Source organism: Brevibacillus sp. BC25 (assembly GCF_000282075.1).
GTDB lineage: Bacteria > Bacillota > Bacilli > Brevibacillales > Brevibacillaceae > Brevibacillus.
The window spans coordinates 30,610-54,967 of the sequence record NZ_AKIX01000055.1; the positions used below are offsets into that span (position 1 = coordinate 30,610).

The 24,358-nt window shown below is 45.9% G+C and carries 23 protein-coding genes; 8 read left to right on the top strand and 15 right to left on the bottom strand.

The annotated features are described in order from the left end of the window. Window positions 1–32: 32 nt before the first annotated feature. The 3 genes from PMI05_RS15935 to PMI05_RS15945 all read right to left on the bottom strand — a co-directional run bounded on the left by PMI05_RS15935 (window position 33) and on the right by PMI05_RS15945 (window position 2,929). Window positions 33–1,436: a hypothetical protein gene (locus PMI05_RS15935; protein ID WP_007723515.1), complete on the bottom strand. Its 1,404-nt coding sequence runs from the start codon at window positions 1,434–1,436 to the stop codon at window positions 33–35. After that, window positions 1,433–1,990, bottom strand: a complete 558-nt coding sequence (locus PMI05_RS15940; protein ID WP_007723516.1) for a sigma-70 family RNA polymerase sigma factor — start codon at window positions 1,988–1,990, stop codon at window positions 1,433–1,435. The genes PMI05_RS15935 and PMI05_RS15940 overlap by 4 nt, the downstream gene beginning before the upstream one ends. A 198-nt stretch (window positions 1,991–2,188) precedes the next feature. Further along, window positions 2,189–2,929: a GNAT family N-acetyltransferase gene (locus PMI05_RS15945; RefSeq protein ID WP_007723517.1), complete on the bottom strand. Its 741-nt coding sequence runs from the start codon at window positions 2,927–2,929 to the stop codon at window positions 2,189–2,191. Between the two features lie 144 nt (window positions 2,930–3,073). Here PMI05_RS15945 and PMI05_RS15950 point away from each other — a divergent pair, with 144 nt between their 5' ends. Together PMI05_RS15950 and PMI05_RS15955 are read left to right on the top strand one after the other, a co-directional pair. Further along, window positions 3,074–4,246, top strand: a complete 1,173-nt coding sequence (locus tag PMI05_RS15950; RefSeq protein ID WP_007723518.1) for an NAD(P)/FAD-dependent oxidoreductase — start codon at window positions 3,074–3,076, stop codon at window positions 4,244–4,246. 45 nt (window positions 4,247–4,291) lie between these two features. Then, complete coding sequence (locus PMI05_RS15955) at window positions 4,292–5,158, top strand: RNA polymerase sigma-70 factor (protein WP_007723519.1); 867 nt, start codon at window positions 4,292–4,294, stop codon at window positions 5,156–5,158. 90 nt (window positions 5,159–5,248) lie between these two features. On the opposite strand, the gene PMI05_RS15960 is transcribed toward PMI05_RS15955, so the two are convergent. From PMI05_RS15960 to PMI05_RS15970, 3 genes are all read right to left on the bottom strand, one after another. Further along, on the bottom strand, window positions 5,249–5,815 hold the full coding sequence (locus PMI05_RS15960) for an SMI1/KNR4 family protein (protein ID WP_007723520.1): 567 nt from the start codon (window positions 5,813–5,815) through the stop codon (window positions 5,249–5,251). 29 nt (window positions 5,816–5,844) lie between these two features. Continuing rightward, window positions 5,845–6,417, bottom strand: coding sequence for a histidine phosphatase family protein (locus PMI05_RS15965; protein ID WP_007723521.1), 573 nt, complete (start codon window positions 6,415–6,417; stop codon window positions 5,845–5,847). A 100-nt stretch (window positions 6,418–6,517) separates the two neighbouring features. Continuing rightward, on the bottom strand, window positions 6,518–8,584 hold the full coding sequence (locus PMI05_RS15970) for a methyl-accepting chemotaxis protein (protein WP_007723523.1): 2,067 nt from the start codon (window positions 8,582–8,584) through the stop codon (window positions 6,518–6,520). A gap of 248 nt (window positions 8,585–8,832) precedes the next feature. On the opposite strand from PMI05_RS15970, the gene PMI05_RS15975 reads away from it, so the two are divergent. Together PMI05_RS15975 and PMI05_RS15980 are read left to right on the top strand one after the other, a co-directional pair. After that, window positions 8,833–9,402: a DoxX family protein gene (locus PMI05_RS15975; RefSeq protein WP_007723525.1), complete on the top strand. Its 570-nt coding sequence runs from the start codon at window positions 8,833–8,835 to the stop codon at window positions 9,400–9,402. A gap of 233 nt (window positions 9,403–9,635) precedes the next feature. Continuing rightward, window positions 9,636–11,267: a peptide ABC transporter substrate-binding protein gene (locus PMI05_RS15980; RefSeq protein WP_007723527.1), complete on the top strand. Its 1,632-nt coding sequence runs from the start codon at window positions 9,636–9,638 to the stop codon at window positions 11,265–11,267. Between the two features lie 57 nt (window positions 11,268–11,324). On the opposite strand, the gene PMI05_RS15985 is transcribed toward PMI05_RS15980, so the two are convergent. From PMI05_RS15985 to PMI05_RS16005, 5 genes are all read right to left on the bottom strand, one after another. Continuing rightward, entirely contained in the window at window positions 11,325–12,344 is a 1,020-nt protein-coding gene (locus PMI05_RS15985) for a nitric oxide reductase activation protein NorD (protein ID WP_007723530.1), read from the bottom strand. A gap of 74 nt (window positions 12,345–12,418) precedes the next feature. Beyond that, window positions 12,419–13,540 (bottom strand): AAA family ATPase, encoded by a 1,122-nt coding sequence (locus PMI05_RS15990; RefSeq protein WP_007723532.1) that lies wholly within the window; start codon window positions 13,538–13,540, stop codon window positions 12,419–12,421. A 16-nt stretch (window positions 13,541–13,556) separates the two neighbouring features. Further along, window positions 13,557–14,765, bottom strand: coding sequence for an MFS transporter (locus PMI05_RS15995; RefSeq protein WP_007723534.1), 1,209 nt, complete (start codon window positions 14,763–14,765; stop codon window positions 13,557–13,559). A 1-nt stretch (window position 14,766) separates the two neighbouring features. Continuing rightward, entirely contained in the window at window positions 14,767–15,246 is a 480-nt protein-coding gene (locus PMI05_RS16000) for a DUF6530 family protein (RefSeq protein ID WP_007723537.1), read from the bottom strand. Between the two features lie 23 nt (window positions 15,247–15,269). Continuing rightward, window positions 15,270–15,629, bottom strand: coding sequence for a GIY-YIG nuclease family protein (locus tag PMI05_RS16005; RefSeq protein ID WP_007723539.1), 360 nt, complete (start codon window positions 15,627–15,629; stop codon window positions 15,270–15,272). Window positions 15,630–15,994: 365 nt separating this feature from the next. Between PMI05_RS16005 and PMI05_RS16010 the strand changes: the two genes are divergently transcribed. The 4 genes from PMI05_RS16010 (at window position 15,995) to PMI05_RS16025 (ending at window position 18,904) form a co-directional block, all read left to right on the top strand. Next, window positions 15,995–16,792 (top strand): hypothetical protein, encoded by a 798-nt coding sequence (locus PMI05_RS16010; protein WP_007723540.1) that lies wholly within the window; start codon window positions 15,995–15,997, stop codon window positions 16,790–16,792. A gap of 283 nt (window positions 16,793–17,075) precedes the next feature. Then, a complete protein-coding gene (locus PMI05_RS16015; protein WP_007723546.1) occupies window positions 17,076–17,396 on the top strand; it encodes a helix-turn-helix domain-containing protein in 321 nt (106 codons plus the stop codon). Further along, on the top strand, window positions 17,336–18,250 hold the full coding sequence (locus tag PMI05_RS16020; protein WP_157230902.1) for an IS3 family transposase: 915 nt from the start codon (window positions 17,336–17,338) through the stop codon (window positions 18,248–18,250). Before PMI05_RS16015 ends, PMI05_RS16020 begins: the two co-directional genes overlap by 61 nt. A 186-nt stretch (window positions 18,251–18,436) precedes the next feature. Then, entirely contained in the window at window positions 18,437–18,904 is a 468-nt protein-coding gene (locus tag PMI05_RS16025) for an SMI1/KNR4 family protein (RefSeq protein WP_007723552.1), read from the top strand. A gap of 565 nt (window positions 18,905–19,469) precedes the next feature. Here PMI05_RS16025 and PMI05_RS16030 read toward each other — a convergent pair. From PMI05_RS16030 to PMI05_RS16045, 4 genes are read right to left on the bottom strand one after another with little or no spacing between them, the layout of a single operon-like run. Further along, window positions 19,470–19,934: an N-acetyltransferase gene (locus PMI05_RS16030; protein WP_007723554.1), complete on the bottom strand. Its 465-nt coding sequence runs from the start codon at window positions 19,932–19,934 to the stop codon at window positions 19,470–19,472. Between the two features lie 12 nt (window positions 19,935–19,946). Then, the gene (locus PMI05_RS16035) at window positions 19,947–21,077 is read right to left on the bottom strand and encodes a mandelate racemase/muconate lactonizing enzyme family protein (RefSeq protein WP_007723556.1); all 1,131 of its coding nucleotides are present in this window, start codon (window positions 21,075–21,077) and stop codon (window positions 19,947–19,949) included. Then, window positions 21,074–22,540: a serine hydrolase gene (locus PMI05_RS16040; protein WP_007723559.1), complete on the bottom strand. Its 1,467-nt coding sequence runs from the start codon at window positions 22,538–22,540 to the stop codon at window positions 21,074–21,076. Before PMI05_RS16040 ends, PMI05_RS16035 begins: the two co-directional genes overlap by 4 nt. Before the next feature lie 36 nt (window positions 22,541–22,576). After that, the gene (locus PMI05_RS16045; RefSeq protein WP_007723561.1) at window positions 22,577–24,217 is read right to left on the bottom strand and encodes an ABC transporter substrate-binding protein; all 1,641 of its coding nucleotides are present in this window, start codon (window positions 24,215–24,217) and stop codon (window positions 22,577–22,579) included. Window positions 24,218–24,358: the final 141 nt, after the last annotated feature.

A 24,358-nucleotide genomic window follows, 5' to 3' on the forward strand; every position in this document is an offset into this window, starting at 1 on the left:
GCTTTTTCGTGAATCTTCCAGTGGAATCTTATTTATTTTGTAATAGGTATAACGCTATCCAAGGCGAATCTCTCAAACTCCAGACCACTCATCTCTACCTTGTACGTATCCTGTTTGGGTACCTCGAAGACAATCGAAACAGTCTCCAAATTTTTTGCGATCATAAAATCCTTGTAGTACTGACCTTCTACTCGCAGGTTAATGTCTTCCGGTGCCTGGTTTGGAATAACGATGAACAGCTTCCCTTTGTCGTAATACGCCTTTTCTATGTTCAGCTTATTCTTTTTTCCAAACGGAATGCTTTGCGGATATTTGGCATTCAGATCAAGCACGATATTTTCTCTAATGGACTTATTCGCAGTTACCTCGTCGAATCGAAGCTCGAGTTTTTCCGGTACATCTTCAAAGAAGAGAGATGGGAAAAACTGCATTGTATACTTGTCGCTGCCCTGAATCCCGGTAGCATCGCCACCTCGAACCCGCTCCAGATTCTCATTGATTCGGTCGTCAATTGCCGGATATTCCTTTCCCTTCCCATCTACCAGCTTCACATTCTCCAAGCGATACAGCTCGAATCCATCCTGCAAAGCAGCTTCCAGCTCCGCTTCCATCACCGTCGGAGAGGCTATGATCTGATTTACTTTCAGCCTCGTCAACAGGCTGTCTGTTTCTAGCACAGCCTCTACTTCTGTATCCGGTTGGATTGCTTTTTCTGTTACAGTGACGGACCTTGGCAGAGGCAGCAACAGCTCGGCTACCACTTCATCAGCTTCTTTCTTGCGCATATCTACAATTTGCACAGGCAGAACAGGCTTCGTCTGATTCATGAACTCCCGCATTTTTTTCTCGTCAATTCGGTAATTCGGTTTGATGATAAGATAATGCACACCATCGATTAATTGAAAATCTTTCGGAGCATGACCTACTTCTATCAGCTCCCCCAAATCTACACGAAGACTCCCATAAAGCATCTCGCTTCTTTTCGATTCGTCTGGAATTCGCGCAATCTCCTCCATTTTTTCACCGGAGATTAACAGCGTAAACGTAATCCGTCTGTCATCGACCATGGCATCCCTGATCTGATAAACAAAACCGTCCTTCTCCAACTTCACCTCAGGCAGAATCGGATAGCCGTTCTTCAAAGCATGCATGAAACCTTCGTCGGGTGTGATCCATTCAAATACTTCCTGGCCTCGCTCTGCACCAGTCAGTCCCCACAAGCTTCCATCGAAGGGCTGAACAATCTGGAAGAAAAAGGTAGCGACAACTGCCACTCCAGCTGCCCAAGAGGTTACCTGCCAGCGACGGCGACGCTTCTCACGCTGAATTTTTGTGAGTACTTCCTGCTCGAATTTTTCCAAATGAAACGGATATTTTTCACGAACGGATTGCTTTGCTGATTGACTCCATTCCTTCCACATGCGATCGTCGCTCATCCTTTTACCTCCTTCGACATAGTCTCCTTCAATTGCTTCCTGGCTCGATGCAAACGCGTACGGACGACCTCCTGCGAAACCGCGAGAATGTCCGCCACTTCCGCAATCGACAGGTCTTCGTAATAGTGCAAGAGGATAACCTGCCTGTACTTCAGTGCGAGGGATTGAATATACGTGACGACCTCTTCCCGCTTCACCCGGTTCAAAATCTCTTCCTCTACCTGATTGTTTGCCTGCCGATCCATCAGGTCGCCCAGATGATCATCCATCGTCGGAAAAATGTTGCGAAAGGACCACGACCGAAAATGCTTTTTGCTTTCATTCATCGCGATCTTGTAGAGCCAATGCTTGATCTGACCGTCCCCGCGGAACTGATCGAGATGCCGATATGCTTGGATAAACACGTTTTGGGTAATATCGTCCGCCAAGGCATGGTTCTTTACCGTGAGACTCACCAGATGAAAAATCTTCTCCCCGTAATGCTGCATCAGCCATTTCAGTCTGGCTTCCCGTGTAACCTCCAGACTCGCTGGCATTGTTTCTGCTTCGTTCAACCCGTTCACCTCATCCGTTGATTGCTTGCTATTAGGTATGATCCGTCTCACGGCAAAAAGGTGACAGAAAATGCAAAAAAAACCGCTGTGATTTCCACAACGGCTACTTCGCTGTTTGTTCTTCGCGCACTGCTTCGGCTCCACTGATTAAAACATTGCCGTAATGAGGGCCATCAGGAGAACGACTTCCTGATCGCTCTACAAAAAATGCTGCATCCAAATATTCGGCTCGATATATATGACTTCGTCCTTTTCTACGTCAACCTGCACGGGAACTAATGCGTCTGGAATGATGTACGATCCGGACTCCGGGAATTTCATCCCTGTCCAGCTTTCCCAATCCGTCAGGCTTCCTTTGATCAGCATGGATTCCGGCGCAACCTGCATGATCGTCGCTCCCAGTTTCCAATGCGTGCGCACCCACGGATCAAACGGGGCGTCGTCGGTCGTTTTCCACTGAACGTACTTGTCCATGGGCGTGAGCGGGTACTTGTGCTTGAGCGATGGACGTACGGGTGCCACCAAGTATGCCAAGCCATTTTCCTTGGCGATATCCTTCATCGCCGTAACCATCTGCTTGCTGAGACCGTGTCCACGATAGTGGGGATCGATGGAGATGGAGAGTGCCGATAACGCGTTTGGCTGTATTTCTTGGCGGTAGTCTTCAATCCCTTGCAGAAAGACATCATCCCACCCTTTTGGCAGCCCTTCCGCAGTGCCATCCCAATAAAATGGAATCGCATTTCCTACAGCGATCACCTTGTCAGCTTCGTCCGTCAGCATGAATTGATAAGGAGAGAACCAGTCATACAGATGACCGTAATATTCGTTAGCCACTTCGTCATTTAGCATGAAGGCAGACCAGCTTGCTTCGATTAGTGCATCAGCTTGATCGTTTAAATCTGATCTTTGTGCGAAAGTGTAGATGTTGTATGACATGCTTGGAATCCTCCTACGAATTCAGATGTCTATCTTCCCATCTAATCCCTATTCGATTTTCCTCGACATTTTCCTCTTGCGGTGTGTCACACAATCGCTCCCTCTCTCGTTATATGGTCAAACCAAACGAGGAGCTGATTAAGCATGAAAGAACAAACATGTGTGATTGTCGGAGGCGGGTACGCTGGTATCCACGCACTAAAAGCTGTTCGCGAGACGTGCAAAGGACGCCCGATCCGCTTCATCTTAATCGATAGAGAGCCTCATCACCTTCGCAAAGTCCTGTTGTTCAAACCAGCTGCTGCCAAAACAGATATCTCGATTCCGCTAAAAAGCCTGTTTCCAGAGGGCGTCGAATTCGTCCAAGGTACAGTCACGTCGATCGAAGGGAAGGAGAAGACCCTCTTATTCCGGAACAAAAATGGTCAAGAACAGGCGTTGCCCTACGACATGCTCATTCTGGCAGTAGGAAGCGTCATTCGCCAACCGGAGCCAGAACAAGGCGGCATCGCTTTGACGGGCGTCGAGGCGGCCGAAGCGGTTCGGGATAAGTGGCTTGCCAACATGCGCCAAGCCGTCCATGAGAAACAGCCATTAGAACGTGAGCGATTGTTAACAATAGCCGTTGCGGGAGCGGGTATCAGCGGGATGGAGACCGCTGCGGAGCTGGCTTTCGCTATGCGCGAGGAAGCGAAGTACCTCGGCATCCATCCTGATGAAGTCAACGTCTATCTCATCAACGCACAAAATCGTTTGTTTACGGAAGGCCCTGCCAAAATGGGGCGCAAGCTGGAGAGTGCACTCACAGATGGCGGCGTTACCATTCTGCATGGTCAAAAGGCACTTCATGAACGGGACGGAATGCTGACGCTGGACCGTGGTCGCACGCTTGCTGTCGGGTTGTGTGTCTGGTCGCTCGGACTCTTGCCCAATCCCGCATTGCGCAGCATGGGCGTGCCACTGACCACACACGGACAGGTGGTCGTCGATGAATCCTATCGTGTAGCGGGAACACCGGGGGTGTACAGTATTGGCGATTGTGCGCGCATCGTAGATCCAACCAGCGGGCAAGCGGACACGATGACATGTAAGGAAGCCTCCGGGCAGGCGATACGTTTGGGCAAAGTTGTGCTGGCGGATTTGGACGGCACCCCTGCCCTCGCACACAAAAGCTACATGGACATTTACTGCGTCGGACTCGGCCCTGAACGCGGAATGGTTTGGACGAGAAAATGGGGACTCGATATCATTTTGACAGGGAAATTGGGGTGGAAGCTTCGCCAGTTCACCTGGAATGTTGCCAGCATGATAAAATAGGAAAAAATAGGGACGTACGAAGATACAAGAGGAAGTGACACAGCCATGGAGGCTCTGTACAAACAATATAAGGGGCTCATGTTCCGCCTCGCCTATCAGATGCTCGGCTCGGCCACAGATGCGGAGGATATCGTGCAGGACGTATTCGTGAAGGCCCATGATGTCTCGCTAGAACAGATGGCCGAACCGAAGGCCTACCTGTGCAAAATGACCACAAACCGCTGCCTCGATTTGTTAAAATCGGCCCGCAAAAAACGAGAGCTGTATACTGGACCGTGGCTACCAGAGCCCATCTCTACCCCTGATGCAGACAGCTATGATTCTGTCATCACCAAAGACTTGCTATCCTACGCGATGCTCGTCCTGTTGGAGAGGCTGTCTCCCCCAGAACGAGCGGTATTCGTTCTGCGAGAAGCCTTTGACTTCCAATACGACGAGATTGCCGAGCTGGTTGGAAAAACCGAAGCGAATTGCCGCAAGATTGTTAGTCGAGCTAAAAAGAAAATGGGGATTGACCCAGAGGAATCTCATCTCACCCCAGAAAAAGAGCTCGGCGAAGAATGGATCGGCCGTTTTCTGTCTGCGTTGGAGCACGGAAATGTCGAGACATTGCTCACTCTGCTTGCCACAGATGCGGTATTGCTCTCCGACGGCGGCGGCAAGGTCACCGCAGCCCTGCATCCGATCTTGTCTGGCGAACGCGTGGCTTCCTTCTTATTCGGCTTGATACGCAGCCTCTCGAAGCGTCCAGATTTCTCTGTAGAGCTCGTACCTTTGAACAACCAGACTGGCTTTCTGATTAGACAGGACGGCAGAATCGACACCGTGGTGTTTTTGCATATCGAACACGGAGTCATTCGTAACCTATACTTTGTCAGAAACCCTGATAAGCTAAGATTCATAGAGTCGTAGTCGGCTCCTAGCGTAACAAAACGATTCTCACAAAAACCTCACAAGCAAAACCCTCTTTCCTATTTTCGTGAAAGAGGGTTTATTTTCGCGTCATGCACGATCTAAAAAAGTGTGGTCAAAATAAGTTTTGAAATTCGGATATAAAAAAATCAGTGATTCTTTCAGTTCGTTGCGTTCTGTATTTTCGTCATCCATTTCAAACAAAATTTCATGGTCAATCTCATAGATTGCACACTTCTCTTCATCTGGACTTTCTTGTAAATCGATACATCCTAGTTTACCGTACTCCGTATCCCATGAAAAAGGAAGGTAGCCTAACTTGCAAAGTAACGGGTTGTACATATCCTTAATACGATCAAAAGGCTCATCAATCCCTTGTTCAGGAATGACGTCGAAATAATGATGGTAAGTAGAAATGAAGGCTTTATACCACTCCGGGAATTTCAGCCCAAATTCTTCTTCGAGTGCAGCCACATCCTCGTGACTTACGCTAGAAGGAACCAGCTTCCATCTGGACCATTCTTCATCGATATCAGCTACCTTCATGACATCAGGGACGTCTGGCCGGATCCATCTGCAAAAACCTTCCTCTGTCACTTGGTTATATCGAGCATAGTAAGCTTCAAAACCACTCTTGATATACTCTCTTTTATCCATATGGTAAGCCTCCTCTTTCCTATAGGAAGTCAGTTCCTCCATAATCGCTTCGTTTCCACGAGCACTTCACCCTGAAACTCCATTTTGTAAATATCAGGTTTGGACGTCGTCAATAAAAAATCCAAATCGTACTGACTGTCAAAGTACCCCATCATCAATGTCATAACGGCACCATGCGTTCCGATTACAACTTTCTGTCCTCTATATTGCTCTAAAATTTTTCGCAACGCACTTACAACACGATTCCGGCAAATTGCGATGGACTCTCCTCCAAGTAAAGAAAAGTCTGGCTCAGTAAACATCCTCTTTACTAATGGATACAATTCGCTATCAGCCATGATTTGATTGTTTCCGATAAAAACGAGTTCTCTCAGCTCTTCTAAAACGACGATCTCTCTCCCTAGGGACTGGGCTAGTTCTTCTATGGTTGCCATTGCCCTTTGATACGGACTTGAAATGAACGCATCTATCCCCTCGTCTTTCAACAATTGAGTAATGATACGGGCATCTGACCAACCTTTTTCAGTCAGTCCTCGTGTTCTTTCGTCCCCTTCGTTTTTTGGTGATTCTCCATGCCTGACCATGTAAATAAAGGTTTTCATACATACCCTCCGTAGAACCTTTTTATTTTCAGCCCTACATCCTTCCTGAAAATATATTAACAAACCCCCCTTCCATTTTTCACTAGAAAGGGGGGCACTCTTAGATTTTGAACCGATGCACGATCTCTTCCATCGTCTGCGTCAAGCCGACATTTCGCTCTGAAATAGCCGCGACCTGTTGATTGTTATCCGCAATAATGCGAGATTGCTCTGTGATCGACTCCACACTGTGGGCACTTTCCTCCATCGAGTTCGTCACTTGCTCCACGACAGAAACCACACTGCTGATTGTAGAATTCAACTCTTCAAAAGACGCATTGAATTCTTCCAGCAACGTATAGAAACGATGCGCATCCAAATTGTACTTCTCCGATGTTTCCATCATGCTATCATAGTCAGGAATGACCCGCGTTTCGATAAAGTCCAATACGCTCGACGAATGAGTCGCCAAATTGTCTACGGATTCGCCCGTGACCTGGATAATGCGTTGAATATCAATCACGACCTCAGACGATTGCGTCGCCAGTCTGCGTATCTCATCCGCTACGACAGAAAACCCTCTACCGCTGTCTCCCGCACGTGCAGCTTCAATCGCCGCATTCAATGCCAACAGATTCGTCTGCTCGGAGATTGTGAGTATCGCCTCTGCCAACAGGTTGATTTTTTCCATCGATTCCTTCGAGTCGCTGATCGCAATTTCCGTTTGTGCCTTCACATTCATATACAGCTCTGTCGTCATTTTATCCGCAGCCAATGCATGTTCCCGTAAAGCAGTTGCCCGAGAGCTGACATCCTGCGCGGTCGCAGCCGCTACTTCCGTTCTTTTCGTAATCGAGTGAATGACGGTCTCCATGTCGTTCAAGGTCGCATTCATCTCTTCTGTGGCCGCCATCGTCTCCTGCATATGGGCGAGCAAGATGCCCGTAGCCTCCGCTGTTCCGCTGGACTGCTCGCTTACTTTGTTCGTAGCTTGCTTCGCGCTTTGCGCATTTTCAGCGATCGAGCGGGACACCGCTGCCAGCTTGCTCACAACCTCACTCAATTGCTCGCGCATGACAATGATCGACTGTGCCGTCAATCCTATCTCATCCTGCGTGCCCTGCTCGTTCACCGCTATTTTTTCTCGCAAATCAAATTGAGCCGTCTGCGTAATGATCTCCCTCATTTGATCAATCGGGCGGGTAATCCAGCGACTCAGCAAGAAGGATAGAAGCAACGCTCCTGCCACGGAACATACCAGCTTCCAGACAACGGACTCCAGATTGTCCGCCAGCTTCTGGTTCAGCTCCGTATTATCATACACAATCTTGATGACACGTGATCGGCTGAGATCATTGGAATCTTTGCCTAGCTTGTACGGGACGAGGCGATAAGTGAGATCTTTCTCCTCTGTTTTTTCATGAAACTCTTTGATCTCTTGTGATTGGTATGCTTCCGTAAAAATCGGCAAGTGACTATCAATCACCCGCAAGGCTTTCCCGTCGCTCCCTGTTCTCCCCAAAGCGTAACCATCATGAGAAAAGACCAGAATGTCTTTCACCATGTCGTATTTCTCCGTGATCGCCTGGGACACAGCCAAGAAATTAAAGGTCTGGAAAAGCGCGCTGTCCTGCAAATTCACACTGACTTCAAACAGGTACTTCTGGTCAAACGTAGGCAGATAAGCGAACTTTTTGATTTGACCTGTATTGACGGAAACCTCCATGCCATCGGCAGAAAACTCATTTCCATCGATCCGCTTTTTCAACAGCTCCGTAAATGCCCCAGCATTGCTGAAATCAAGCCCAATATCGGTTTTGACGCTGGAATGAACGACCTTGATATTTCGGTCAATGATGAAAATATCCATCCCATACTGCTCACGCAGGGCTGCATAGTCCCATGTCTCCACCCCTGGGTTTTGCCGATAATTATTTGTTAACACTTGCAGTGTTTGCTGCATGCGGGTTTCCATGTCTTTCTCAAAGACGCCGTATGCCATATCCACATTCTTCACTGAATTCGTGACATGATCCTCTACCAGCTGGTACTGTACCGCTTGGTCAGAAATAATATTCGCCTTGAACTGAGCATAGTCAATAATAGACAACACAATGGCTACCAGCATCGTAAATAAAGAAATCATCAAGGTAAGCTTAGTACGAAAAGATTTCCACATTCGTTTCATAAGTCTGCTCCAAGAAGTTTTATTTTTTAACATAACTTAACATAATTTACCACATCTTAACTTGTCAATCCTTTCATGAGTTTACTGTATTTTGGCAATATACACACTAGGATTTACCATTAACACCGTGCTTATAGTGTCAATGAACACCGTATGAACTTATACCCAAAACGGCACTACACCGCCATTTGTTATGTTAAAATCAGCTCGAACAAAGATGTGCAAAACGTATGTAGGAGGACACCCACATGCAAAATCGTCAAAACGAAATTATTATTCCTGAAAATCCTGTTTCACACTTCCTATTCACCAGCACAAAATCGGCTGCGCTCTGGTTGATCATCAGACTGTATGTCGGCTATTCATGGATTACTGCGGGATGGAAAAAAGTCCAGTCCGATAGCTGGACCGGAGATGCGGCTGGCGGTGCGATTCAAGGATTCGTAAAAGGCTCCTTGGCAAAAGCAGCCGAAGGAAAGGACGTAACGGGGTGGTACGCCTGGTTCCTGGAAAATATGGTATTGCCAAATGCCAAGGTGTTCGGCTTCCTCGTTGCTTGGGGTGAGGTACTCGTCGGACTCGGCTTGATCCTCGGATGCCTGACAGGGATCGCAGCGTTTTTCGGCGGCTTGATGAACGTCAGCTTTCTGTTCGCAGGAACGGTCAGCACCAACCCACTCCTTTTTGTTTTTGCCACTTGGCTCGTTCTGGCTTGGAAGGTTGCGGGCTGGTATGGTCTTGATCGCTGGGCACTTTCTTATCTCGGAACACCTTGGACGAGAAAATCGCGCGATGGTGTTTTGCCGATGAACAAGTAATCCTTTCTTCCCTCCCAATGACAAAGCCACCTTTTGCGGGTGGCTTTTGTTGTCCATTCAGATCAATCGTTACTGAAGTAACGGACAAATTGTATGAATTTATTCCGACATGTACCTGTGATTTTCGGTGAATATTTATACATTATGTTGAATGACTGACTGATTGCTGTGCTTTATTCTTTTGAGGAACTATAAATTTTCTTATTTTTCAAATAATTTAACAGGAGGACAGTATGAACAAGTGGCTACTAGGCATTTCTACTGCTGTTTTGTTGTTTAGTCTCTCAGTCGGCTGTAGCTCGAAGCCCGCCGACAATGTCCAATCCCCTCCAGCGGAAACAACAGCTAAGCCTACTACTTCAGAGCCAATGGTCTTGCAATGGAGCATCACCGGGGAGCCGTCTACGATGGATGCCGGCATTGCAACAGATTCGACCTCGATGGACATGATCAATCTCACCTTCGAAGGACTGACCACCGTCGACCGTCAAGGCCAGATGATCAACGCCATCGCGGAAAGCTACACGCACACTCCTGACTTCACTCACTTTACTTTTACCATTCGAAAGGACGCCAAATGGAGCAATGGCGATCCTGTTACCGCTCACGATTTTGAGTACGCCATCAAGCACAATCTCGATCCCAAAACCGCTTCCGGCTACGCGTATCAGCTCTTCTATATCAAGGGGGGCGAAGACTTTTACTCCGGAAAAGGCAAGCCAGAAGACGTCGGGGTAAAGGCAAAGGACGACTACACATTAGATTTCACCTTGCGCTCACCAACACCGTTCTTCCGCGAATTGACCTCATTCACTACCTACTACCCACTTCATAAAAAGACAATCGAGAGCAACCCCCAGTGGGCAACAGAAGCCAAAACAATTGTTGGCAATGGCCCGTTTATCATGGATACGTGGGAGCACAAGTCCAAGCTCACCTTCAGCAAAAGCCCTACTTATTGGGACAGCACCAACGTCAAGCTAGATCAGATCCATATTGTCATCATCGAGGATAACAACACCGCCCTGTCCATGTTTGAAAATGGCGATCTGGATTGGGGAGGCTACCCTTCCTTTGGCTTGTCACCGGATGCAGTCGGACAGATTAAAGAAGAAGGTAAGCTGCTCGTCGCAGATAACCCCGGCACCAAAGCCGTCATCTTCAATACAGAAAAGCCCCCTTTTACCAACAAAAAGATTCGCCAAGCGTTTTCGTATTCCATCAACCGACAGCAATTGGTAGATAACATCCTACAGACCGGTGTTCCACCAGCTTATGGCTGGGTTCCCGTTTCCATGGGGTTGAATCCGGATGGCTACTTTAAAGAAGATGTGACGAAGGCCAAGCAGCTTTTGGCAGAAGGCATGAAAGAACTCGGGCTGACGCAATTCCCTAAAGTCACGTACTACTACGACACCGGAGAAACGGACAAGAAGCTGGCTCAAGCACTCCAAGACGAGTGGAAGAAAACACTGGGGGTCGACATTGATATTCGCACCTCAGAATGGAAAGTGTTCAACGAGGATGTCCAAAATGGCAAATACGACTTCGGCATCTGGCTATGGGGAGCCGATTTCAACGACCCGATCAATTTCCTCGAAATGTACAAGGACTTGGGTGGCAACAACGTCGTTCGCTTCGACAACAAGGAATACCGCGATCTGCTCAATAAGAGCTACTATGAGACCGACGAGCAAAAGCGCAAGCAGCTGATGTTTGACGCCGAAAAAATTCTCATGGAAGAAATGCCGCTGGCACCACTGCACTTCCGCGGCAATGCTTATGTGAAAAGCGACAAGGTGAAGGACTTTGTAATCTTCCCTCTCGGCGGTTCCTACTTTAAATACGCGTATATTGAAAAATAATAGAGCGCGGGCATCCTCTCTATGCGACACAGATAGAGAGAGATGCCCGCGCTTTAATCATAAATACCGAGCGATAATCCGAACTAACTTTGCAGGGAACTCATGTAAATTTGTAATATCCAAAAATCTTTCATTCCCATAGATTTCACTTATCACATCCTTGTCTTGACCGATTGCTGCTGCAAGAAATGTAACTCCTTTTCGTTCATATTCCTGTATGGTCTGTCTCATATCTGTAACAGCGTAACTTCCAGTATAGTCATCCATTGCTTTCGGTTGTCCGTCACTTATGCTAATCAACAGTTTTGTTTTTTGGGGGGAAGCGGCTAATCGTTCCGCCATAATTCTAAGAGCCATGCCATCGCGATTATTACTTCTCGCATGAATTCTCATTAACCTGAAGCGATCATTGGCATCCGCTTTATCGAAGTCGGCATAGGCAAAGATCGACATTTGCTCCAATCTGGAAACATCCGCAGTATCGCCGTAGATCAAAATGGGGATATGACAAAGCTGACAATATTCATACACGGCGATCACTGCTCGTTTTGCTGCTTCTAATCTCCCGTAAGCTGACATAGATGCCGATTCATCAACCCGTAGACCAACTACAAGAGAAGGGGATTCTGTTGGAGGACGTTTCTTGGCAAAATACTTGTAATCCCTGTAAGCAACGCTGTCTGCTTGAAATTTGCTGCCGTAGTAACGATTCCTCGCAAAGTCGGAAGATATCTCATGTTCCAGATACGGAAGTGTCTTTCTAGCAATCTCTTGCACGATAGGCATGAGTCCCTGACAAAGACGAACATATTCCTGTTGGTTTTCCTCATCGTAGTCTGGACGGTGAACAATGAGCTTTACTTTTTTATGAATCGAATCAGAAATGACCTCTCTTGCATCTCGATTCAGCTTTTTACGGAAATCGCGTTCCTTTTGTTTCGCTTCCTCTGACATGGATTCAGGATTTGCCTGATGATATTTAGGAGAGCCATCTTCTCCCAAACCTGAACGTTCCATATGGGTAGAATCATCAGAGACACGGGAAGAGCTTTCGTCACTATCGGCAGATTTTTTCAATGCGATTCCCTTTTCCTCTACCTGGTTGTCTTTGCCAAAATCAGTGTCGTCTATACCTCCCCATGTTCTGATCTCTATGGCGTCGTCAGATTTTCGTTTTTTTTTAACTCAATCTCGGCTTCTTCCAAGCTAGCAAACAAACCATGATTTTTTAGTGCTTCTTCCAAAAGCTTTATTTCTTCCGAATCGGTTGTTATCTTGTAGATGACCTTATGATAAAGAGATTCCTTTGCGGAAGCTCCTCCTGCAATTGCATCTGCCCAGTAGAAAAAGGAACGCATTCCAGCCACGCCCTTGATCGCATTGGCCCTCGCTGTTCTGTCTAAAACCATAATCATGTCCGCTAAAATCCCCAGCACCTTTCCATCTTGAAAACCGGTTTTGGCCATTACACGTTCGATCATGATTTCTTTGGTCGGCAGGTCCATCTTTTCCGTATGTTGAACCCTGTCACGCAGCGCTTCGTTTAACGGTCTGGTTCCCGCATAACTGCGGTTTGTTGTGATCACCGCAATGAAGTCCGGGTGCCTGCGTATAATCTCGGTGGGAAGATTGATGCTGCCATCCAGCTCCAAGGCAGAATTTAATGCCATTAACACCGCAGCATCACGAATAACGTTTGGTTCTTGGATTTCCAGAAGATAACCCTTTTGATAGGCCCTGACGATTTCCGAAGGGTAAAATCGGTACTCAATCGCTTCGCCATCGGTGTTTTCCGCTGCTGTAAGCTTCAGTAATTGCTTCATCTTTAAAGCTGCCTGTTCCTGAGTAATCCCCAGTGCATCCATTAAAATTTCAGATATGCTTTGAAACCCATCGCTTTCATATAATGCTTTCCATACCGTTTGCTCGGCAGGCTCCATTTTCTCTAAACGTTCAGAAGAAATTACCGGCAAAATAGCGCCAATAATATCCGATTTATCCATATCAGCAAAACAAGTCACTTTCGTATATGGCAGCCCGAAATTAGCCGATAATGCTTTGGCTAGTTGTGTTTTCCCAGAACCAGCGTCACCTTCTAATAATATATTGGCGATTTTCATTTCTCCGCGATTCCAGTTGCGTTTGATTTCATTACTAATGCGCTGTTCTTCTTCACTGACCTTATGAGTGAAAGGCTTTTTCCAAACAAGCTTTTTTTCTGCATCCGTCAGCTGTCTTTCGGGTGACAAATCATATGTTCCATTTTCAGTCATTACATTTCTACTCCCCTCATAGTGCCGGGTTCTTCGCATCTTTGCTCTTTTTCTCAACAAGAAGAGGCAGCAGCAAAGCCGCACCGATCATAATCAAAACCCCGCTCACCACATATACCGCAACTAGAGAAAACGTCTCTTTTAAATAGCCGGATATAAACATGCCAATCACCATCATCCCCATAAAAACAGGCGTGATCGCACCAGATACCCGGCCCATAAATGCCCCTTCTGTGTTCCGTACAAGTAGCGTCTGGATTCCGCTTTGAATACAAGGGAAAAAGAAACCGCTGATCACTAATAGAACAATCATCAACCAAATCGTTGTGGTAACCCCTACTACCATCGTGCAAGCGGCAGAGACAAGCAAGCCTACCATGAGCAACATCTGTGGCCTTACCTTTTTGGCTATCCCGATTATGATTGCTCCTCCTGCCAACATGGCTAACCCGTTGGTCATAACCAACCACTGCAAAAATTGTTTGTCCTGTCCCAAATTCTCGATGACAAGGAATATCTGAAGCGGCTGTGTCAGACCTGACGCCAAACCGACAGCGAAGAAAGTCAGACAGAGAGTTCGTAAGGATTGATTGGACCCGATATAGTGCAGTCCGGCCTTCAATTCCTTTATGAAGCCGCCAGCATCATCAGACTTCGGTTCCTCCACGTCACGGGGAAGCGTCGCTAAGATAAGGGAAGACCCTAGGAACAGAACGGCTGTCAAAATCAGAGAGACTGTAATTCCAAACTGGATGAAAATAAACGTGCCGATGACCGGACCTAAAACCGTAAAGACAGCGACAAGCGTTTGGGACATGGCCATCGCGCCCTGCAGTTGTTCAGCTGGCACATGATGCTTGTACAGTTTCATCGCCGAGGGTTGAGAAAATTGAGACAGGCTGGCGGAAATAAATGTTCCGATGAGAAGTGTCATCCATCCCCCATTCATGAGTACAAGCAGCACAGCCCCGACGGACACGGCAGACAGCAGATCACTCCAAACCATTGTCCGCTTCGGCCTCCATCGATCGGCAAAAGTTCCGCCAATCAGGCCGAATAGAAAAATGGGGGCGAATTCCGCAACCGAAATCAGTGATACATAAACCGAATTATTATTCGTCAATTCGCTAACGAAAAGTAGAACGGCATAATTTCGGATCCAAATCCCCAAATGCAGCAGCACACGGGAGAGGATAATCGTTCGAACATAAACATTGGAAAACATTTCAATACCCCATATCCTTTAATAGTTTTGATAATGTGCGCAGACGTTCGCCGATCAGCTCATCGTCGTTACTCAGCCCTTGGCTGAACAGCTTAATGTCTTCATGAAGACTCTCATTGTCCGTACATATCGCCACGTTCATTGCGTCCCCTTGCAGGGCAACCCGGTCGATGACGGGCTCCTGCGGGTCATAATAATGCTCATATCTGTATGCGTCGCGAAAATGAGCCAAAGACCGACAAATCAGTATGGACATATCAAGAACGCGATGGAGAGGCAGTTCCTCCGATTGTTTTGACCATTCTTCTCCCGTGTATCTCCATACCTTGGCAGATATATCGACCTTTCTTCTGGAGTTGCCCTCTGCCACTCCCAGAGAAAGTGCTTTCACATCTGTGTTTCTGGCTAATCGACCATCAACGCGCTCATAGTTATCCGACACGACAACAGGCTTATGGTTCAAGTTCGTAGGTATTTTCATTTTCTTTCCCTCTTTTCGTTTGATTATTGCTCTTTCTTTTTTTCCTGATTGTATCCGCGCTCTCCGTACGGCTGGAGCTGGTCGAGCCATTTTTGTTCCAGTTTCTTCAGGGCATCTTTTTCATCAAAGAATCCGTCTTCCTTCTTTTTCAAAACCTCCAACACTTCAAAGACGAATGCCTCTTCTCCGTACTCATTCCATTCCTGTTGAAGCTGCTTGTTTATATGCGAACCCATTTTGAGAGTAAACAGCTTTCCGTTCATCGTCTTGAGGTTCCGGGTGGCGCTGATCCAAACTTTTTGGTTTTTGGTGTTTTTAATCTGATACACCCCTGCCTGCGTTTCCGATTCTTTATACAGTTGTTTCAGTTCTTCGCGATTCATCGTTTCTCCCTCACTTTTCAAATACCGAATTAAATAGACAAAATTAGTTTTTGTTTATTATTTAATAAACATAATGATTCATCGTCTTGCAATTGTCAAGTGCACAAAAAAACACCGGAACATGTCCGGTGCCTAATTTTGGTCGGGTTACAACGAGTACAAGGCCAATGAATCACCAACAAACAATAGAGAGAAATGTCTACGCTTATACTAGTAGTTACCTATCAATAAAAGTCATTTGAATAATTCACAACTAATACCAAAGCGTTAATTTTTTTATCGTATGTTTGTTATATAGATTCATTTTTAGATAAATATGGTACATATTCGATTTGCGGTTAAATTTCTGAATTGAGGTGCTTTTGATGAAAAAAGTCGTAGCTATTGCCACAGTTTTGTCTCTATTAACTGTCAACCCTGCCTTCGCTTCTGACAAACAAAACACCAAAGAAGAAACTCAAGAAGAGAATTTCACACCATTATCAACTGTAGAACGTGTTTTAGCTCTGGAGAAATTGGATTTCGCTGAACATATAACTCCAGATCAAATTGATAGTTTATCAGATGCTGCTATCTATGAATTAAGTAAAGAGGAGGGCGAGATTGTTAGTATTCAGGAGGTTTATAGAAACCTTGATGAAGAGGATACCGGCGAAGTTAAGCTCCGAACATTAGACAAAGACGATTTTAAAATGAGTGTTGTTGCTAAAAGAATTAATGAAAAGCGTAGCAAGGATAATTTTAAGTTTGTAGCCACTGGTGAATGGCTGACAGACCCTTTTTATGAATTTACTGATGCAATTGCACTCGCTTGGTCAGATGATTTCACGTTATACGAAGATGACTGCTATATCATGAGAACATTTGGATCTGATCGTGATGACGTTGCATTAAACGATGTTGACCCAGAAAAAGGAATTGCCTATGATGTAGATATTGACTCAATGAAAAACGACTACGAAATTGTACTGACCGCAAAAGTTTATAAAAATGATGACGATGGCTCAGCAAATGTTGTTGGAGAATATGGACATGTTCAAATTCATGCGAGTGGTATTGAAATTGGCTTCTCTGGAAGTTCAACTCCTTCAGTTAACATGAATGTATCTTATGCTGCAGATATTGAAATGGCTTCTCCAGATTACGATAGCTTTGACTACTAAAATTAGGATGATCTTCTATGCTTAAAAAAATTTTGTACGGTCTTCTAGTCTACGTCATTGGACACATTGTGGTAGTTGCTTCTGTTTCAATTTATAACAATGACACAGATCAAGAATCCTTTTTAAGAGCCATAGTAGCATCAATTCTTTACTTAGCAGCAATAATTTGTGTTACGAACAATCGTAATACATAAGAAAAGCCCTCCCCGGAATATTGGTATTATCCCCTTTAGGTAGACAGTAAAAAGAAAGCCCTTTACTGTTTACTTGGAGGGGAATTTTTATGAGCAGTACTAAAAAGACGTATTCCCTTGAATTCAAACATCATGTAGTGGAATGTTTCGAGCAAGGGACTACCTATAGGGAGATCAGAGAAACATACGGTCTTGATTTAAGGATGTTCCGCAGATGGGTTAGAAAATACAGAGATGATGGATTGAAAGGTTTAGAGGATCGTAGAGGGAGAAAAAGAAAAACAGAGGGGACTCGTGAAAAATCTCTTCCCCGGGAGGAGAAAATACAGCGACTTGAGGCAGAGGTAGAATTCTTAAAAAAGCTCTTAGAAGCCAGAAGGGAGGGAAAAAGACCAGGGAGAAAACAGTAGAATTTAAGATCATTACGGAGTTGGCTAAACGGTTTCCTGTTTCACTTCTTTGTAAGATTGCTCAAGTTTCAAGAAGCGGCTATTATAAATGGCTGCGCTACCAAGAGTATCCGTCCCAAAGGCAGAAGGAAGAACAAAAACTAAAAATGATCATCACGGCTGCTTATCAAAGATTTAAAGGCATTTATGGGTACCCACGGATACAAGCTTGGCTCCACAAAACATACGGCATTCAAATCAATCTCAAACGCGTGTATCGACTGATGAAGGAATTGGGAATTCAAGCACGCATTCGGAAAAAACGTAAATTTTTTGGCCGAAGAGAGCAAGTTGTCGTTTCCGAAAATAAATTAAATCGTGATTTTGCTGCTTCACGTCCACTGGAGAAATGGGCAACGGACATTACGTTTGTAATCTTTAATGGACGTCGTCTGTATCTGTCGGTCATTTACGATCTATTCAATAATGAGGTCGTTGCTTACCGAATCAGCAAACGAAATGACCTAAAGCTTGTAATGGATACCGTAAAAGCAGCTATTAAAAAAAGAGATGTGAGTGGCTTACTCTTGCACAGTGATCAAGGATACCAATACACGTCAAAAAAATATAACGAATTACTTCAAGCATCTAATATTACGGTTAGTATGTCAAGGAAGGGAAAATGCCTAGACAACGCTTGTATCGAAGGCTTTTTCAGCCATCTCAAGACAGAATGTTTGTACATAAACACTTTTACGCAGGATGAAGAGGTACAAAAGGCAATAAAACAATATATTCATTTTTATAATAACGAGCGTATTCAAGTCCGTTTAAACAATCTGAGCCCGGTACAATACCGAGCTCAAATTGCCTAGTGTTCACTAAAAATAATGTATTAGACTTTGAAAATGTAGTTTGTAGACTAAGAAAATAATGCTTTAGACTAACTTGAGCCATTACACTAACGGGCAGGTTTGTTCGGCTTGATACATAATGGTTGAAATAACATTTGCTTGAACACCCCAATGGGTTGGATAAGATGCAGTAAAGGAGGTACGACAATGAAAAATAATAAAATCAATGAAAAGCCTTCTCTTGGTGTTTCTGAAGAGATGATAAAGGCGGCCGCGGAAGAATTGGGAGTGGAATTTCCCGAACAATTAAAAGAGATTTGGAAAGTATCTAATGGACTAGAACTACCAGGTGGTTGGCATTTTCACCCCGTTTTTGATATATCAAATCCTCGGAAAACATCAAATCATATCGTTTACGAAAACACAAAAGCACGTTGGGAATACATGCACGAAAATCTAATTTCAATCGCTGCTGGTGATACAGGAAATCAACTGGTTCTTCAAAAAACGAGATCAGGGTTATTAAACCCTGACGTATACTTATGGAATCATGAAACAAATAAGATAAAGAAATGGAGTAGGTCGTTAGATTTTATCAAAGAAAAAGCACAAAAGAGAATTGAAAATATAAAGTTACAAATACAAAGAGTTGCTAAACGGAAAGCTAGGGAATAACATCCTGCCTGGTTTAATTCATTGAACTAACGGGTTCGATAGTTCAATAAAAACAGCGGTGAGCTTAAGACTTTATTATCGGGTCTGAAGTCGCCGCTGTTTCATGTATTAGGCTTAGTCTAAAACTTAATTTTCAACGAACACCTAAACGAGGGCTTGTTTCAAACTGTCTACTTGACAGGGGTAAGACCATATTCCAAAGGAGGGCTTTTCAATTATTTTTAGATTCCTGCTTCATCGGCTGCGTAATGTGCAGCATCTCTTACTTTTGTATCAGGGCTTGCTGTCCAAAGTGCGCCAAGGACTCCGGACACCCCAACAGTTTTGCTTCGATATTCGCAAAAAATCCAGGCATACACCCATGCCTTTGTCGTTCATTTCGATCTTGCGTACGATCCCACTTCGGTAATCATCAAAATGTTCACCCATCTGTTTTTCCAAATGGATTGCCTAAGTTGGTCATAATTTCACTGCGAACATTGAGCGTTACAATATCAAGCAGATCCCGCGCTGTCCCCCTGATCCGATAGACAGGAAACCGTTCTCATCGTAAGCGACTTCCCTTTTATAGCGTTTTCACCATATAATAGCGATCGTTTCCACTACCATATTCCGCAATCCGTCTCTCGATAACCGCAAAGCCTGCTTTTTGATAGAGTCCGACTGCTCCAGTATTATCAGGGCTTACGGTCAGGCAAATCTGACGAAACCCAACCTCACGCAGCTGCTCCAACAATCGGTTCAAGAAAGAGAACCCATACCCCATCCCTTTCCGATCTGCTCGGATGTAATACCCATACATGTAGCACTTGTCCGGCTGACGGAAATCCCTCAAGAGCTGGCATACCCCTACAGGACACGCCTCCTCCGCTTCCATGAAAAGTGCAACGCAGCCATGTCTCGCGAGTGGTACGAGCACCCATTCATCAATCGCTCCATGTACACCAAAAGCCTCCTGCTCCATTGCCTTGATCATCTGAAGCTGGCTTTCTGTCAATGTCTCTACGATTTCTATGCGCGTATTTTGCATTCAGTCATCTCCCTATACGGGTTGCCGCTTCACTCCGATGACCTGCTCTGACTTAACCGTTATGTCGGCAAGCACCGCTTCATCTAGCTCTACACCTAAGCCTGGCTGATCTGTCACGATAATTTGGCTTCCGTGAATCGCAAGCTCAGCCACATCCCGCGAAATGATAGTAGGTCCTGCCAACTCGTTGGAAATGATGTTTTTCTTCGCAATCGCTAAATGAGCGCCGGCTGCACTGCCAATCGAAGACTCCAGCATCGAACCAATCTGACACTCCATCCCGGCCATTTCCGCCTGATTCACTAATTTGAGAGCAGGATAAATCCCTCCACTTTTCATCAGTTTGATGTTTACTTTATCTGCAGCTTTCTTCGCGATGACTTCCCGCATTTCCTTCGTCCCGTGCAATCCCTCGTCTACCATAATTGGAGTAGTCGTTTGCCTGCGAATATCCGCCAGAGCATCGAGATCATCTGCCAAGACAGGTTGCTCCATCCAATCAATGTGACAATCCTCGATCTGTTTCATAACAAGCAAGGAGTTCGCACGGTTCTCCCACCCTTGGTTGGCGTCCACCCGCAGCCCTACGTCAGGGCCAACTGCCTGCCGAACAGCCCGGATTCGCTGGATATCTGTCTGAAGATCAGCTCCCACCTTTATTTTGATCGAGTCATAGCCATCTGCTATGGCTTGCTTGGCTTCAGCTGCCATGACCTCTGGCTCCAAAATGCTTAACACATAGGGGAAGGAAAGAGTCGTGTGATATTTTCCGCCCAAGAAATGATAAACAGGTTGACCAGCCGCCTTGCCCATCAGATCATAGCAAGCGATATCGATGGCGGCTTTTGCTGCTGGGGCTCCCCAAACAGCCTGGTTCATCTTCTCATGGATTCTCTCGATATCAAACGGATTCTCACCGATCACAACATGCGCCAGGTTTTGAACGAGCATCGTATAGGTAGACTCCCACGTCTCTCCGGTGACATTTTGATCCGGTACCGCTTCGCCTAGTCCGACCAAGCCATTGTCTGTCTCCACTTTTACAATAATGGACGGCATATCCTCATACGAGGCGTATGCGATAATAAATGGGCGTTTTAGCGGCAACCTTATGGCATGAACCTTTACAGACGTTATTTTCATACTCGACTACCCTCCGTAGCTGCTACTCGTGGAATGATTCGATAATAAAGGGACATGGCTTTTACAGAGCCGTCTTCGCCTTTTACAAAGCCAACTGTCAGCTCGCTTCCCTCTCTCTCGGTGATAAATTGATGCTCTCCAATTGGTCGCAATAGATAGTTCAGTTGTTTTCCACCAAACGCATCCGACGTTTTATCTATCATCATCAGGACATCCTCTACCACATATACGATGATATCCATTCCTTCCCCACTAACGTATCGACCGACGTACTCCCCTAATTGGGAAGCAGGGACGCTATATGTCTCGAATTGGTACTGTGGCGTATTCAATGGACGCCCTTCTACGGCATGGAGTGCTGTCAGTGATGCTTTTTCGACGGGGCTTCCGGTTAAATTGGCCAAGGCCATGGATGTAATTCCCCGCTCTGGAACAATCGCTAAATGGGCAGCGACACCTTTGATCGCTCCACCGTGCTTGATCAAGGTCCCCCCATAGTAGTCGGGTTGAATGGATAAGCCATACCCGTAGTACCTGCTGTAGCTGTTCTGGACATGCGGATAGATCATTTGTTTGACGCTCTCCTCAGATAAAATCCGTTCCTTGCCCACACATCCGCCCGTACGGAAAATTTCAGCGTAGTTCAACATGTCATGCACTGTTGAATTCAAATACCCCGATGCCGCTACGAGTAGCCCATCCTCCCAATTTGGATCAGGGTAAATCTCAGATACGCCATTGCTCTCTTTAAAATGATAGATGGTCGTTACATCTGGTAGGTGTGGCAGATCGCTCAGAAGAAAGGTGCTGCTCTTCATGTCTGCTGGTTCCAAAATATGCTCTTTGACATACACGTCATACGACTTCCCACTCACCCTGGCTATGACCGCTCCCAGGAGAGAATAACAATCATTCGAATAGCTGAACAATTGTCCTGGTGAGCCCACCAAGTCATATTCCGCCAGAGCAAGAGCTTCCATCAGCTCTTCGAACGTGTAGATCGGTTTCTGGTGCTCCTTTTTCAAGTAACGGTGAATCGGGTTATCCTCGTCCGGCATGTCATCGAGCATGGAGTTGCGAATCGCCAGGTTATCAATGGGCAGCGGCGGTAAGCCCGTCGTGTGCGTCATAAAATGGTGGATCGTCATCTGCTCCGTTTTTTGACGATCCGGGGTACGAAACTCAGGGAGGTATTTGATCACTGGATCATGAACAGAGAGCTTTTTCGCTTCCTGTAGCTGCATGATCGCCATGCATGTAAAGGACTTCGTAACGGAGGCCAAACCCATCACCGTATCAGGAGTGATTTCGAGTTCCTTTTCACGATCCCGATAGCCAAAGCTTTTGCGAAACAGGCTCTGCCCATTCAGATTCACACCCATAACGAAGCCCGGAACTCTACCTTCCTTCATTTCTTTCTCAACAAGTTCTTCCCACTCTACTGACCAGCCTTGCTGTCTCATTTCTTTCACCTCTTTCGAATGTTGTCATACCAAGCCCTACTCGTTCACCCACATGTCCTGAATAATCAAGGATGCTAATGGATTTGGCTTGACGCCTTGAATCCGGTTACTGATGACCACGAATGTTTTTGCGGAATAGAGCGGAACCCAATAGGCCTGTTCCACGACTCTTTTTTGAATGTCTGCAAAAACCTGCTGTCGCAGTACTTGATCTGTTGTCGTTCGTCCTTTATCTAGCAGGCTATCGAGCTGTTGATCACTGAGGCGAAAGAAATTCAAGCCCCCGATCTGACTCGAATGCAGTACCAAGTGCAAAATATCTGGATCGACGCTGCCATGACTCGTTGTGAACAAATCGAACTCGCCCTTCAGTGCCTGTTCAAGAGCTGTCGCTGATTCATACTTTTGAATATGCAATTCGACACCAATCTCTTTGAACATGCTTTGCACCAGCTGATGTCCGGGATTTGTATCTTCGATGAGCATCGTCAGGCTGAGCGTCTTCCCATCCTTTTCCCTTATCCCTTGCGCGTTTGGCTTCCATCCTGCCTCTTCCAGCAGTTGTCTGGCTTGCTCAGCATTGTACTTGTAGCCGTACTGCTCTACTGCCGCATCGTATCCGATCATCGTAGGCGGGATCGGTCCGTAGACAGGCACCCCCTCTCCTTGCAGATCTGCCATGATTAATGCATCTTTGTTGATCGCCAAGTTTAGTGCTTTTCTCACGCGGACATCCTGCAAGATTTCATTTTCCAAATTCATCCCAATGAAGTACTCTGCAGGCTGCATCCCTTCCAACACCGTAAAATCTTTGTGATCCTTGTATTTCTTCGCGTCTTTCGGGGGTACAGTGGCAATATCAATCGTCCCACTGTCGAGAGCAGCCATCATGGTTTGGTTGTCTTGAATAAATTTCAGAACGAACTTGTCGGGTCTTACAGGTCCTTGATTCAGAGCAAAAGGAGCTGCCCATTTATACTCGTCGTTTCGTACCAGTATGATTGATTCGCCTGTTTTCCAGCTCTCGAATTTCCACGGACCTACCCCCACAGGATTGCGTCCCAGCTCATTTCCGTATTTGTTTCGTGCCTCTATGGAAATAGGTTGCTGGTAGCCGCTATATGTTAAGTTAGAAAGTAACGAAGGGGAGGGCTCATCCAAATGAAAGATCAATGTGGAATCATCAGGAGCTGAAATGGATTTGATCGAGGATACGTCCGGTCCCGTAACCGGTGAGGCTGTTTTTGGATCGAGTGCACGTTCATAGCTTTGCTTAAAAACTTCCGCAGTGAGCGGTGTTCCATCATGGAACTTTACGCCAGAACGTATCTTGAACGTCATGGTCTTGCCGTCTTCCGAGATCGTGTACGATTCAGCCAGATGCGGCTTCAACTCAAACGTAAAGGGATCGAGGATCAGCAGAGCTCCCCCCAACATGCCCCCAACAAAATTTCCCGCTGACAACGACGTCTTTTGCGGGTCCAGCGTATCTGGCTCCATCTGGTAGCCCATGGTGATCGTCCCTCCCTTTTTGGGCTGGGAGTTTTTTGCTGGTTGACTTGCTTGCTTGTCGTCTGTAGCCGGAGTGGGAGTAGAACTGCAGCCAACTATGGAAAAGACGAGTACACACATAAGTAAAACGCTGCGTATTTGGCCTTTTGACCGTTCTGATAGCATGTAGCGACCTCCTTTTTTCGAGTCATTTCATTCGAAGTCTACTTACGTCGTTATATAGTCGCTAATTGGATCGGATTATTTCTTAGATAAGGGATGTGGGAGGGTCCCGGATTTTCTTCGTAAACGGAAAAACCGGGACAG